Origin of the sequence: Rhizobium sp. PRIMUS64 (assembly GCF_023006465.1) — a bacterium.
In the GTDB taxonomy this organism is placed as follows: Bacteria; Pseudomonadota; Alphaproteobacteria; order Rhizobiales; family Rhizobiaceae; genus Rhizobium; species Rhizobium leguminosarum.
Genome location: NZ_JALBGX010000008.1, coordinates 16,576 through 29,483, shown reverse-complemented (window position 1 = coordinate 29,483; position 12,908 = coordinate 16,576). Strand labels below are relative to the sequence as shown.

Genomic DNA, 12,908 nt, shown 5'->3' with positions numbered 1-12,908 from the left:
AACCGTCCGGGAAGGGATTCGATCAAATGCGGTCGATCATCATTCGGTTCATTGCGGGTCCCATTAACCGGATGAAGTAAGGACGATGGCACATCAACTCGCGCAGGATTCAGCCGGGGAACATCGCGGCATTGCCCGCGTCGTCAGATTTGATACCTATTCGGAATGAAATATCTCGATCCGCAGCAAATCATTGAGTGGAAGGAGCGCCACGGGAAACCCAGGCGGGGATCGGAACTTGTTTTCCAGGTGTCCGAGCTGGCAAAGGCCTGGGAGATCAGGCCACAGGGCGAGACCTTCATCGGCGACCATGTGGTAGTCAGACTTGCGACTACCCTTGAGGTGTTCGTGCGATCCATGGTTGGACAAATGGTCGACTCAAGCGAAGAGGTCTTCGCCGAGAGAGCGAGGCTGCTGGTGAAGGACCTCAAACTCGATTTCATCTTCGCGGATAGCATCGAGAAGCAGAAATTCAGTCCTGGCGACATCGTTGCGCATGCGATCAGTTTGAGCAGTGTTGACGCCATCATAAAGGTTCTCACCACTTTGCTTCCAGACGCGAAGGAGGAACTGCGGATGTCTCATAGGCGCTGGACGGAGGAAGAGGATCAGTTCCCGCTCGAGCCAATAATCGCAGACATCGATACAACCTTGCGGCTGATGAGCGAGATCTTCACCGCCAGGCACATCCTGGTGCACGAACTATCAGGGCAGCGGCCATACAAGGACGACGATGTCGCGGAATTCTGCCGCGCGACTGCCGCGTTCATCGAAGCCTGCGATTGGGTGACCGTGAAGCACATCGAAGGCACACTCCCGTTCACGCAGACCCAGATGACGATCGATGCCGTCCAGGCCCTTGAAGCTGCCGAAGAGGAGGTCGCCTCCCTCCTGGCAAATATCCGTGCAATCCCGGGAATCAAACTCCAACTATTGGAAGAGAGCCAGGCTGCCTGGGAAGAATTCTGCAGGCGCGACGCAGCGTTCTTTGCCTCCTTCGCCGAAGGTGGAACGCTTCATCCCATGCTGATGGTGGAATGGCGACAGGCTCTTGCCGAGGAACGAGCGGAGAGCCTGGAAGAATTCATCGAAACTCGCGAGAGCCTCTGACACGTTAGGTGCGCCGATCACGGGTATTCTGCTTGTCGGCCTCGCTTCGATTTCGAGCCGCGCGACGCGTCAGATCTGCCTGCCTGCAGAATCAGTCCTGAGGGAATCAGTACCTCGGAGTTCCGCGGCATCTTGTTGAGGGGCGAAGCCGCGTCGACCGAGGCGCCGAACGCAGACAGTTATCGGAAGTAGACGCTTGAAACGCCAACGCAGCGCCGAAATCTTTCTCGCAAACACAATTTCCAAGTTTGAGAAACCAGTTATAAGGAACGTTATGCGAGTATAAATGTGCATCATCCTTAGTGGCAAACCATGGCGATATCTTCAGGCCCATCAAGACCATCGGGTTACACCTATCGCGATGCGTTGCGCCTCCTGTTCATTCTCGTCAGGGGTAGTCAACCCGTTGAATCATCTATCGATGATGAGTGGGACAGCGTTTTCATTGGCGAGAAGCGCGCGCTCGCGATCGACTTCTGGGTGAGGTATCCAGACTATCTCGCGGACGAACTTCTGGACCGGTTCGAAAAGGATGGCGACCAGCAGGCACTCTCCGCTGCGAAGGAGATATTCGCCGACGAAGAACCGGATGTCCGCCAAGTACAGATGATCCGGTGGCGACGGGGAGCATACGAAGATCTGCAGACGTCGCTGGGCGTTTTGTCATACCGCGGACTCGTCCGGTCGATGGACAGAGGCCTGCAAAACGGAATTCGTCAGCACGAGTACCTGTCAGGGGCTGCTGCGCGAGACTTTCTTGATTCCGTGCTCGACGATTTTCCTGCGCTTCGCTGGTACGAAAAGCAGACGCATCTCGCATTGTCCATCGCGGGACATCAGAGCGGTTCAGCTCTGAAAGAAATACATTATCGCGATCCGGAATACGGTTCGACGCCCTTCGGATCTGTCATTCCCTCAATTAGAGACCGCGTGCGCGTCCGGCTCCAGAAGCTGGAGGAGAAAGAAGATGGCTGAGAAATCCGTGACATCGTCCGCCGATTGGACGCGGGCAATTGCGACGAAGTCGGGTGCAACGATCGAGGAAGTGGAGGCCGTACTCGCCGCCCATGAAGTCCGGGCGCAGTCCGTGTTTCCCCGAACCAGAAGACTGCGAATACGTTCCGTCAGCTTCGGCGGGATCAAGCACGGGGGGACGCAAAGATTCGAGTTTGCATGGGAAGGACTCGATAAAGGTCTCTGGGGTGTCATTTCCGGTGGGAATTCCAAGGGAAAGTCATCGATCATAAATATCCTTCGATGCGCTCTCCAGGGAAGGTTTCCAGGCGATCTGAAGGCCGATATCTGGAAGTGGCTCGACAGCGTCGACGTGCATTTCAGCATCGATGAGGTCCTCTACGCGGTTCGGGTCTCCAAATTGTCCGGCATCGAAAACGCAGAGGACGCGACAGCGCGGCTTGAGCGTGGGAGGGATCCGTCTACGGTGATCTACGAAGGGACTGCGGGCAAGGCATTCGAGCAGTCAATGAGCGATCTATTCACCGATGAGCTGGGGTTCGACCGGATCCATGCTTTCCATAAGGGCAACGACGCCATAGTCGAGCACGGCTGGCCTGCGATGTCATCAGCACTTTTCGTGCGTGGGCCTGGGGCTGCGCTGTTCGGCGAGCAGGTCGTTGACGGGCTCCCGACGCGATTAGTGCAGTGGTTCATCGGCCTCCCATGGATTTCAACCTATACGGCCGCCGCTGCGGCCGAGAAGCAATACTCCGAAGCCAAGCGGCGACAGTCTGCGACGCGCGATGCTATGGCCGCCCGGACAAGGTCGCGTGTGGACACCTTGCGCCGGGATCTGGAGCGGGCCAAGCACGACCTGGCAAAGCTTCCCGATCGACAGCGTCTCAGAAGACGCCTGATCGAACTCGACAGGCTGATCGCGAGCGCGCAGGCCGACATCACTACCTGTAGGATCGCTAGGGATCAGGCTGCCGCCGCGCTTCAGGTCGCCAAGGATTCATGGAATGAAACGCGTCACGCATATCAGCAGGCGAAGGATAATACGGAAGCCGGGTATGTTTTCCGCCGCCTGAAACCCCGCTGCTGCCCCGCATGCGAAGCGGACTTGGGAACGCGGCTGAAAGCTGAAGAAGTTCCTACCTGTGGCCTCTGCGGAACGACGGATGTCGGTGCGCCGGACGGACAGGCAAGTGACGATCTCTCATTTCTGAAAGATTCGGTCGCTGACGCGGCCACGAACGCGGGCGAGTGCGAAGCGAAAGCCAACAAGGCCGCTGACACATTCAAGAATGCGGTGAATGCGATGGACGTGCTCGCCTCTGAGATGAAGGATCTCCAGAGCGAGCTTTCGGTTCCGGACAAGGCGGATGACCTTTTCCGCAAGGTCGAAATCACTGAAGCCCTGATAAAGGAGCTGATAGGGGAGGAGGACGAAGAGGTCGCGGAGGTTGCCGTCGATGTGGAACCTCAAACCGACGTGCATGCGATCCTCAAGGCTGCCGAGAAGATCACCAAGGATCTAATGGAGCGGACGCAGGCAGACACCTTGAAGAAAGTGGGCGACATGCTTCTCGATTATAGTGTCCGTCTGGGCGTCCAGAATCTGGAGAGCATGACGCTGCATTCGAGCCGGCTCGAAATCAATCAAGGCGGCGCAGCCACGACCTTCTCCAAGCTGTCGCCTGGGGAAAACCTGCGTGTCCGAGTGGCACTCGCAATTTCGGTGGTTTCGGTGGCAAGGGGAAGCGGTATCGGTCGTCATCCGGGACTATTGGTGCTGGATTCGCCAGGATCGCAGGAAATGGCAGCGGAGTTCGCCTCCCTGATGGGAAGTCTGGGCGACGTTCTCAAGGAAGAGCCCGAGCTTCAGATCATCATCGGAGCCGTTCATAGACCGGAGTTGGACGGTGTTCTCGCGCTCGAGAATCGCAAGCAGGCTTTCAACGAGGACAAGCTTTTCTGAGACGGTACCAATGAACCCAGTCGTCGAAAAGATATTCAGTCGCGGTTCCGATGATCCGAACGTGGACCTTTCCGGGGAAGCTTTGCGGGATCTGTTGTCGGCTGTCGACGAGTTGAAGGATGAAGCGATGGCTGCCGGGCTCTTCCAAGCCATGTGGGTCGCCGGATCTCCCGACTGCGACGCTGCGATCGCCTACAATATCGAGACAGCCGAAGATCCTGGGTTACTTGCGGAGATCGCGAACATCACGGTTGTCGAGCCTCGAGCACATCTCCCCGAGCGCTATTCGTCGTCTCTGCTGACACTCGCTTCCCGTCAGGAGCGACACCCGATCGCTCGGGCTCAGGCGCTGAAGGCCGCCTACATCGTGGCGATGACGCGACCACCGGATATGAGGCGTCTGCAAGCCCACCTTCTCGATCTCGCTATCGATGACCACCCTGACTATCTGCAGCACGCCGCCAGGATCATCGGCTTCATACTGGCCCATATCGAAGATGATGAACTGCGGGACGTGCTCGACAGTTTCCTCGAGCTTGATGGCGTAAAGAGCGAGGCAGCGACGTCTCTGGGAATGCTGGCGATGGCTGATGGGTTGGGGGCGAGTGATCAGACCGAAGCCATCGCCGCGTTCGAGAGAAGCCTCAACTTGATGGGACAGGCAATTGCGGCTGCAGAGACGCGCCCGGACGCCGAACTCTACTCCCTCTGCCTCACTGTCCTTCTCGATTTCGGACGAGACCAGCGGAAGGACGAACTCGGCGCGCTAATCGACCAAATACGTCAGGCCGCCTTCACCTATTCCGCGACTTCGTTTCCGAGCGACGACCGATCATGGTCATGCCAGTGGATGGGCCTTCCTCAATTTGAAGGCATGAGATGGTACGAGCTCGCTATGAGGATCGGCCAGGTCGAAAGGAGCTTCGAAAGCCGTGCCTGGCTTCATGCTGTTCGTATAATCGAAGACGAACTCGTTAAACTATATGGGGCAAGTCGATCGCTGCTGTGTCACGCTAAGGGTGGCGGCATCGAGAAGATCATTCGTCCAAGGATTTCGGATGAACTGCAGCGTGACCGGGCTAGGCTGGCTCTGCTCGAGCAATGGCTCGATGAAAACGATCTTTCGGGCGAGGAAGCTTCTGTCGCCGCCGTACGCGGAATGATCTCGGAGGCGATGGAGGGCAGCCTTCGCCACCACCCTATCAAGGCGGCGGCCTCGCAAGACGCCGTCGCCGCAGCACTAGGTCACCTCAGTCCTGAAATTGGCGCACGTGCGGGGGCGGCCCTGCGAGCCTCTCTTGTCGATTTCGACCTCGGGGTGACCGATCCCGTACTCATTGACTTATGGTCGAAGCTAGCCCGAGAGCTGAATCGGAACGACGACTACCGGACGAATGCCGGGGCAAGCAGCTTCTTCGATACCATCCTGTTCACGACACTGTCATTCGCCTTCTCAAGGACAAACCTCACAGCCGGAGCCATCGTGGGCGTTGACTACCTGTTCAATCGTGACAGGACATCTCCGCCTCTCGAAAAGGATCTCCAGAAAGATTACTTCAGCTTCATTCAATCAACGGCCCTTCGCCAGATCGCTGTGCGAGAAAGAAGTGATCGAGGGGGAGGCCGGGCGGACATCGACTTCGTCCTGAATGGCATGAACGTGGTTGCGGAATTGAAGAAGACGGACGCCGATCATGATCTCGAAGGGCTGGCAAAGACATACGGCCTGCAGACTACCGCGTACCAGCGATCGAGCTACACCTTCTGCGTGCTGATGGTGCTTGACCTCGTCGATAGGCGGGGCACCGCGGCGCATATTCGTGAGCGCGTCTCAGTGCAGGAGGTTATTCCGCCTGCAGGCAAGACCAGATACTCGGTCGTGGTAGTACGGATCCAGGGGATGCTTAAGGCACCCAACGAGCTGAAATGATCTTCCGCGCTCACATCTCGCGCCGGCCAAACCGTTAAAGCCGTCCCAACGATAAAAGGCATGTCGCATTCTTGTGGGCGGTCCTGTTGAACCGTTGACCCGGCGCCGTGCTGATCTTCTACGATCTGCGGGAGTAAGATTCTAACTTGAGGGAGTGCGATGGCCCTGAAATGGAGTGCGCTAGGTGCCCTACCGAGCATCGACATGAAGCCGGGCTATTTCGCAGGCGACTACATGGCCGTGGTGGGGGCTCACGACGGACGATATCGGGAAGCGATCGCCAATGGCCCCAACTTGGACAACTTCCTTTCGAAGTTCGAAGGCAGTCATGGTGAGCGACTCATGCCGAGCCTGCTGATCCGGTCCGACGCCTTTCCCGATCGTCCGAACTCGGAAGCCATCTCGAGCTTCATGGACATCGTCATCGCCTGCGTCGTGCTCGACGTAAGGGTGCGCACGGTGACGTGGCGCAGGAACGTCGGGCCGTTCTACGCCGACTCCTTCGAGATCTACCCGTGGATGATAGCCCCCGACGGAAGAAGGCTCGTTGCGCAGAATGCCGCCCTCTGGGCCGTGCACGAACTCGGCAGGTTTCGAGGCACTGCCTCGGCCGCCGTCCCCGTTCAGGAAATCGGGCAGGAGCCGGTGCACCCTCGCTTCTTCAAGCAACTGCTTGCGATCTGGAAGTCTCGATTTATTGACGGGCAGGACGACTGGACCTCGCGAGCCATTCTCCGATCATTGAAGATGGCGACGTCTGCCCTTCGGTTGTCCTCTCCGACAGGTTCGACCGAGTCCTTCTATGACTACGGCCGTATTCTCTCCCTGTGGGTGAGTGCCTTCGAGATCCTCGTCCATCCAGGGCCAACAGGCAAAGCCACGCGTCAAAAAGTCCTCGACCTGCTCAAGACCATTCCATGGCAGAGTAGCATGGCGAGGGAGGAGACGCATCAGGCCGATTTTGGCGGTGGAAACATCCGCAACGTCCGGCTTGCCAATGCACTCTATGTCAAGATGAATGACCTGAGGAACGATTTCCTCCATGGCAATCCAGTCGAGCCGGAGAAGTTTCGCCTGGACAATGGCACGTGGATCCTGTCGTACCCCGCCGCCATCTTCCGGATGGCCCTCTCAACCATGCTGCCAGATCCGGACGAGGTGACGTGGGAACAAGCCCTCTCCGGTGAGAAGGCACGTGACGAATATCAGCGGCACCTTCAGGCGACGAGGTACAGGGTCGACTGCGAGGAATGCCTCCTGGTAGCGGTCAAACCGCAACCAGTTGATGACGAGTAGGATGCCCGGATCAGTTGAACTTTGATTCGATGGCCGGGCAGGAAGCTCCGCGACAAGCCTCACTCGCGGACGAGCAAAGGTCCACGCTTGCGTATATGATCGGTCCGACCTGTGTCCTCAACCTCGCTCCGCAGACTACAGGCAGCTCTTACGACCTATCAGATCCTCGATGCAAATGACGCCCGAATACCGGAGCGTGCCTTCTGCTTCAATCCCGAGGATGATCAGCACGTCGACTACTTCGTGAAGATCGAGATCGGGGGCTGCATCATACATTTCGACAAGGCGAAATACGAAGAAAGCATCCTCCTAGGAATTGAACGTGATGTGGGAGACGACTTCTTCATCGAGCGGGTCAATCCGGGGAATGCGTCAGTCTAGCGTCGTGACCCGATCCTGATGTCACAAACTGGTTGAAAAGTCTGCCAACAGACTATCGCGAATACTTTCGCCTCTGGCACGCAGTTCTGTCATCTGCAATGGATTCGTTGACTATTCAGGAATCCAGAATGGCATTCGCTTCCACGACATTCAGAGTCCTTATAGCCTCTCCGTCAGACCTGAAGGAGGAGCGAGACGCGGCGGAAGCCGCTATCGCCGAATGGAATACCGTCCACGCAGAAGATGAAGGAATAGTGCTTCTGCCGCTGCGCTGGGAGACGAGCGTGTTTCCCGTCGCGAACCAGCGTCCCCAGTCGGCAATTAACCAGCAGATCGTTGATCAGGCTGACGTTTTAATAGGTCTCTTCTGGACCCGGCTCGGCACCAATACGGGCGTGGCCATTTCCGGAACCGTCGAAGAAATCGATAGGTTCGTGGCCGCGAAGAAGCCGGCGATGATCTATTTCTCGGAGCGGGCGGTCAGTCCTTCAGCTATCGACGTGGCTCAACTCGGAAGCTTGAAGGACTTCCAGGCGATCACCTACAAGGGGTCCCTGACAGGATCGTTTTCGACACCCGCCGAGCTGACTCATCAGCTCTTCAAACACCTCACCAGCCTTGTTCGGACAATGGCTCGGCCAGCCCGGACGTCTCTGAGACCGTCGAAGGTGCGCGAGATGACCGACATGATCATCGCCCTCAAGACGGCCGGGATTGATCCCGCTGAAGCCGCCCAGTTTCGGCAGACCATAGCGGGGATGTCCCGGACGAAGGCACAGACCCACGACCCGGCGCCGGCGGGCGAGAAAGGGCCGAACGGTCACTCGATCGGCTATACGCCGGAGGGCGACAAGGTGGAGTGGATTCCCTCCGAGGAGGTCGAAGGAGAATTCTGGCCCATCGTCCTTCGCCGGAACGACGCCACCATCCTAGCGGCCTACAACGAGTTCTGGGATAAGGTCTGGTGGAATCGCCACATGGTTTGGGTCGAAAAGATTGTAAGTGGCGAGGAGCCGCTGAGGCCGGAACAGGAAAAGATCTTCGAGACGGCAAAAAAGGCCGCCCGCCGCATCGAACGGAAGTACGGGAAGAAGAATCTTGGATGGGACGATTTCGACTGGGGACTCCTGAGCGGGCGCATGTCGGCGCTCTCGTGGGTCATGGGAGCGGAATGGGAAGAGTCGTTGAGCACCTAATGACAAAATTTATACTGCCACCCGTCATCACCGAACTGGTAACCGCGCGCGACCGCGTCCGGCGACACTACGCCGTGCCGGGACTCTCCTTCACCCTTGACGGGAAGCTCGTCGGCGACATCGGCGAAGCGGTGGCGGCCGAGCTTTTCGGTCTGACCCTCAAGCCCGGCGGTGGGACTGGCATCGACGGTCATGCGCCGGATGGACGATCCGTTCAGGTCAAGGCAACGGGAACTGGCCGCGGTCCTGTCTTCAGAAAGGTAGACGCTCGCGCCGACCACCTGATCTTCATCGAGTTCGACTTCAAGAAACTGGCGGGCGAGATCGTCTTCAACGGTCCGGAGCACATCGCGCTACAGGATATGCCGGACGCCTGGGTCAACCAGCGCCCTGTCTCGCCTCGGAAGATCCGCCTATTAAACGAAACAGTCTCGGACTGCGACCGGTTGCCAATCATCGAGCGAACGCCGACAGGGGACATCCCGCAGCCTGAACTCGCATCTGGGCCACCCCCGCAATAGAGGTTCGTGGCCAACGGAGGAGTCGGAAACCTCTTGTCTGGGCGTGGGTTCTGTCACATCTGGTTGCACGTTTCACGCCAAGACTAGGATTCATTGCGCCTACCCATTCGCCATTCGAAAGCCCTGTCTTCGCGGCCGACGATGTACTCGACGAGCTTCTCTACCTCCTCGATGGCTCGGAAAAGATCGGCTTCGGTGACTTCGACACGGCGGCCGAACCATGAGGAAGGATCCTCCGGGTCAAGCTCTTCCTTGTCTCCGCCTACGAAGAAGAGGCGTGGGTGCTTCCGAATCGTACTCTCATCGTAGTAGGCGTCGAATCCCGAGTAGTCGTCCATGTGTTGGGTGATGTTGCGAGCCAGAACCACCTGTTCGATGATCGCAAGATCTGCGAGGCAGTCGCTCCAATCGGTGTCGAGAATCTCGGAGAGGACGCCCTTGTAGCCCGTGACGAAGCCCTGCTTGAAGAGTGTCTTCTTCGCCTCGGCGCTCGGCTTGAATCTGAACTCGCGCTCGAAGTTCATGAAGGCGATCTTAAGCGAGTTCGACAGCATCGAGAGACATGAGTAGCCCAGCACGTTGAGCGCCATCTCGGCCTCGAGCCATTCCACAAGATACGGCGGCTCGCCGCTTTCGATGTCGTACCCGCTCGGCGGCTCGTCGAAAGGCGGCATCTCCTCGTCGATTGCTCTCTGGATCTCGATGAACGGTTTGCGACCCTCCCGATAGTACATGCGGATGAAGTTAGTGCGTAGATCGGCAAAATATTTGACGTCCATGAGCTCCCCGCGAAATGCTGAAACGATCAGTTGGTCTCAAAGCGGTCGACAAGCACCGAGCATAAATCATGCCCGGCCTTCGTCTACGCCGTTTCGGCGCTCAAATACTTTCATTCCGACATCAAAGACGATGAAACACCAGAAGCGGCTGAGTCATGATTGATGGTCGTCGTCTTCATCGAATTCCAATCGACGTATGGCACTGCTGGCGTCGTGGAAATTCATCTAAGAGCCCCAACCGATAACTCTTCTACACCGCTCTGCATGCCACCGCGAGGCGGCATGGCCCATAGGATTGAGTTGCTCACAGGTTCGGTCGCGAACACGAACGTGGGAATCGACTATTCGGTGAGGCTGCGGGCGATTGCTGTAACGCTAACCAACTGACAAGGATTGGATGCGACAAGGAGGAGACGGATCCTTGAGTTGCACCATGACAGAACCTGACGCCATCGACGATCTCCCCGGCAAGCTCGAACATGAGGATATTGGCAGATATTTCGCAGAAGCCATCCGTTGCTATCACGCGGAAGCCTACCGAGCCTCGATAATCATGGTCCACAATGCCGTCATGGCAAAGCTGCGTCATGAGCTTTCCGAATTCGTCAAACTAGACATGGCTGGAGGTTTGAAAGCCGAAGGGGATGTCATTGCTCTCGAAAAATCGAGGGGAGGCTACGAAGGGAGAGTTGTCTCCTATTTCAAGGACAACGGGTACTTCAGCCCGCAGCAGGACGGCTTCATAAACAACCTCGCGAGGATCAGAAATGATCTCGCGCACTCATCGGGTAGGGAAGCGTCACAGGACGAAGCAGAGCTTATGCTACGCCTGTCGATAGATCACTTCCTTGGCCCGCAAAAACCTCATCCTGGCGTTGCTATTCCGCTCCTCATCAAGCATCTGAGTAGACCAGATTACTTCCCGGACATCACCGTCGACGGCGTTTGTTCTGTCGTCGAAAGCGAAGTAAAGGAAATTGATCCGACGGGCTACAAGCGTCTTGTCGACCAGTTAGTCGATGCCGTGGAAATGCCTGGGAGCAAGAAGGACGCCGAACTGGTCGGCGGGGTCGAAGCGATGAACACCGCTGCCACGAACGCGGAGAACTTCCTATGCGGACTTCTTCTCCTGAATGATGTGGAAGAGACAAGGATCTGGTCAGCCCGGATTGCAAAATCAGTCTTTGAGAGGCGGAAATCACGTACCTTGAATCCGGAAGGCCACGGTTACTTGCTAAGTCTCATCAGTGTATGGCCAGCCTTCCTGAAAGAGCTGGAACCGGCGTTTCTAATGAGGATCGACCAGCTTGCCGCAGCGTTCTACCAGGCGCTCGACAAGCTTCCCGAGAAGGAGGCCAGCCGTCACCCCGCACAGGTCGTCCTCGCTATGTCATCCGAGCCCACTGAAAGGGGCCTCGCCACGGATTTCCCAATGATGCTCGACTGCATTATTGACCGGTTCTGGAGTGACGCGGACGTTGTCGATGCTCTGCTGGACGGGGGCCTGGGAGCGAGGTTGGTAGACCGGATCGTCAGCCATATGGAGCAAGCAACAGAGTCCGTCGACGAAGCTGAGGTTGCCGAAATCCTGAGGCGTTTTGATGCGAGATTGGCCGAACAGATCGACGGGCCGAAGGCAATCAATCTTCTAAGCTCGATGTCGCATTCGCGGTTCTGCGGCGCTGTGGCCGAAATTTACAACGGGGAATTCTTCTATCTTCCAAAAATCAGAGCCCTCGGCCGGGCTTATGTCGTCGAGCATATCCCGGGACGGCTCCAAGATCTGGGGTTGATCCGGGAGCCAGTAGTTGTAAGCGGGTTTGAACGGGCGATGAGGCGACGCCGGAAGAGCGGCTAAAGAGAATTCGGCCAATCATTGAATGGATACAGGTCAAGATACGGTTCCTTGAGCGTGTCGGGATGGAGGTATCTATAATCGCGTGGGCCAGCCCACTCGTGCCCCTCCCGGGCCTCCAGCAGCCTCTTGATCCCGTTAACGCCGAGGTGCCCCCCGGTCCTTTCCTTGAACAGAATGTTGAGTTCTTTTTCAGAGCGCACGTGGTCCCGTCCATCGGATGCGATCTCGAAAAAGAGCATATAAAGGTACTCCTCTGTGGTGAAGCCCCAGTCATACACATCCTTAAAGGTCCAATCCATGATGCCCGTTTCGGCCAGATACTTGCCGTGGACGGCTGCAGTCGGAGCGGTCTTGGCGAAAACGTAGGCGGTTAGGAAGCGTCCATTGCGGCCGTTCGGATCGGCCCATTGAATTTCCTCCTCGCGAATTTCCTGCCTGTACGTCCTGTCTCCGAAACGTTCGCTGCTGACAGCGTGTTCGGCGCGGTCGCGGACGTCATACATCGAGGTGAACCGTCCATCGTCATTCAAGTGTCCGGTGAAGGAAGACGACATTAGCGCAGTCAGCTCAAGTTCGCTTCGCACGTGATCTCCCGTCGAAGCATTCCAGTAATGCATCATCGCCTGATATTCGCGTGTCGTGAAGCCGAGTGCGATTACGTCGTCAAGGTTCAAGTAATGGAGACCTTTTTCTCCCACGGTTCTCGTGCTGTGCCCATAGCCGCTTTTTATGTCGCAATCGTCGATCGCATAAGGCGTTGCGAAGCGATCGGCAGTGCCAGCGATCAGGTGACCATCGGCATCGAGCCAACCGCGAGCCTTCTCGAACGGCGGCGGCTCCATGCGAAATTCTCGTGTCATTTATCGTCTCCTCCATAGTTCGAGCTATGGTGAGGCGTT

General features: G+C 57.2%; 11 protein-coding genes. 9 read left to right on the top strand and 2 right to left on the bottom strand.

Annotation, left to right across the window (positions count from 1 at the left end; genetic code table 11):
* Positions 1-249 precede the first annotated feature (249 nt).
* From MOV76_RS05375 to MOV76_RS05340, 8 genes are all read left to right on the top strand, one after another.
* Positions 250-1,110 (top strand): lysozyme inhibitor LprI family protein, encoded by an 861-nt coding sequence (locus MOV76_RS05375; RefSeq protein WP_247263968.1) that lies wholly within the window; start codon positions 250-252, stop codon positions 1,108-1,110.
* Between the two features lie 312 nt (positions 1,111-1,422).
* Positions 1,423-2,085: a hypothetical protein gene (locus tag MOV76_RS05370; protein WP_247263967.1), complete on the top strand. Its 663-nt coding sequence runs from the start codon at positions 1,423-1,425 to the stop codon at positions 2,083-2,085.
* Positions 2,086-2,485: 400 nt separating this feature from the next.
* On the top strand, positions 2,486-4,048 hold the full coding sequence (locus MOV76_RS05365; protein WP_247263966.1) for a hypothetical protein: 1,563 nt from the start codon (positions 2,486-2,488) through the stop codon (positions 4,046-4,048).
* Between the two features lie 10 nt (positions 4,049-4,058).
* Positions 4,059-5,978, top strand: a complete 1,920-nt coding sequence (locus tag MOV76_RS05360) for a hypothetical protein (RefSeq protein ID WP_247263965.1) — start codon at positions 4,059-4,061, stop codon at positions 5,976-5,978.
* A 204-nt stretch (positions 5,979-6,182) separates the two neighbouring features.
* Positions 6,183-7,274, top strand: coding sequence for a hypothetical protein (locus MOV76_RS05355; protein ID WP_247263964.1), 1,092 nt, complete (start codon positions 6,183-6,185; stop codon positions 7,272-7,274).
* 111 nt (positions 7,275-7,385) lie between these two features.
* The gene (locus MOV76_RS05350) at positions 7,386-7,655 is read left to right on the top strand and encodes a hypothetical protein (RefSeq protein WP_247263963.1); all 270 of its coding nucleotides are present in this window, start codon (positions 7,386-7,388) and stop codon (positions 7,653-7,655) included.
* A gap of 128 nt (positions 7,656-7,783) precedes the next feature.
* Positions 7,784-8,851, top strand: a complete 1,068-nt coding sequence (locus tag MOV76_RS05345; RefSeq protein WP_247263962.1) for a DUF4062 domain-containing protein — start codon at positions 7,784-7,786, stop codon at positions 8,849-8,851.
* Positions 8,851-9,372, top strand: a complete 522-nt coding sequence (locus tag MOV76_RS05340) for a DUF6998 domain-containing protein (protein ID WP_247263961.1) — start codon at positions 8,851-8,853, stop codon at positions 9,370-9,372. The genes MOV76_RS05345 and MOV76_RS05340 overlap by 1 nt, the downstream gene beginning before the upstream one ends.
* 83 nt (positions 9,373-9,455) lie before the next feature.
* Here MOV76_RS05340 and MOV76_RS05335 read toward each other — a convergent pair whose 3' ends face one another.
* On the bottom strand, positions 9,456-10,151 hold the full coding sequence (locus tag MOV76_RS05335) for a hypothetical protein (protein ID WP_247263960.1): 696 nt from the start codon (positions 10,149-10,151) through the stop codon (positions 9,456-9,458).
* A 433-nt stretch (positions 10,152-10,584) separates the two neighbouring features.
* Between MOV76_RS05335 and MOV76_RS05330 the strand changes: the two genes are divergently transcribed.
* Complete coding sequence (locus MOV76_RS05330; RefSeq protein WP_247263959.1) at positions 10,585-12,009, top strand: hypothetical protein; 1,425 nt, start codon at positions 10,585-10,587, stop codon at positions 12,007-12,009.
* Here MOV76_RS05330 and MOV76_RS05325 read toward each other — a convergent pair.
* The gene (locus tag MOV76_RS05325; RefSeq protein ID WP_247263958.1) at positions 12,006-12,869 is read right to left on the bottom strand and encodes a hypothetical protein; all 864 of its coding nucleotides are present in this window, start codon (positions 12,867-12,869) and stop codon (positions 12,006-12,008) included. The two genes, MOV76_RS05330 and MOV76_RS05325, sit on opposite strands and share 4 nt — an antisense overlap.
* Positions 12,870-12,908 lie beyond the last annotated feature (39 nt).

Coding starts and splice junctions, on each gene's coding strand:
- MOV76_RS05355 (WP_247263964.1), top strand. CDS start 6,183: ATGAAGCCGGGCTATTTCGCAGGCGACTACATGGCCGTGGTGGGGGCT.
- MOV76_RS05340 (WP_247263961.1), top strand. CDS start 8,851: ATGACAAAATTTATACTGCCACCCGTCATCACCGAACTGGTAACCGCG.
- MOV76_RS05330 (WP_247263959.1), top strand. CDS start 10,585: ATGACAGAACCTGACGCCATCGACGATCTCCCCGGCAAGCTCGAACAT.
- MOV76_RS05360 (WP_247263965.1), top strand. CDS start 4,059: ATGAACCCAGTCGTCGAAAAGATATTCAGTCGCGGTTCCGATGATCCG.
- MOV76_RS05325 (WP_247263958.1), bottom strand. CDS start 12,869: ATGACACGAGAATTTCGCATGGAGCCGCCGCCGTTCGAGAAGGCTCGC.
- MOV76_RS05370 (WP_247263967.1), top strand. CDS start 1,423: ATGGCGATATCTTCAGGCCCATCAAGACCATCGGGTTACACCTATCGC.
- MOV76_RS05345 (WP_247263962.1), top strand. CDS start 7,784: ATGGCATTCGCTTCCACGACATTCAGAGTCCTTATAGCCTCTCCGTCA.
- MOV76_RS05335 (WP_247263960.1), bottom strand. CDS start 10,151: ATGGACGTCAAATATTTTGCCGATCTACGCACTAACTTCATCCGCATG.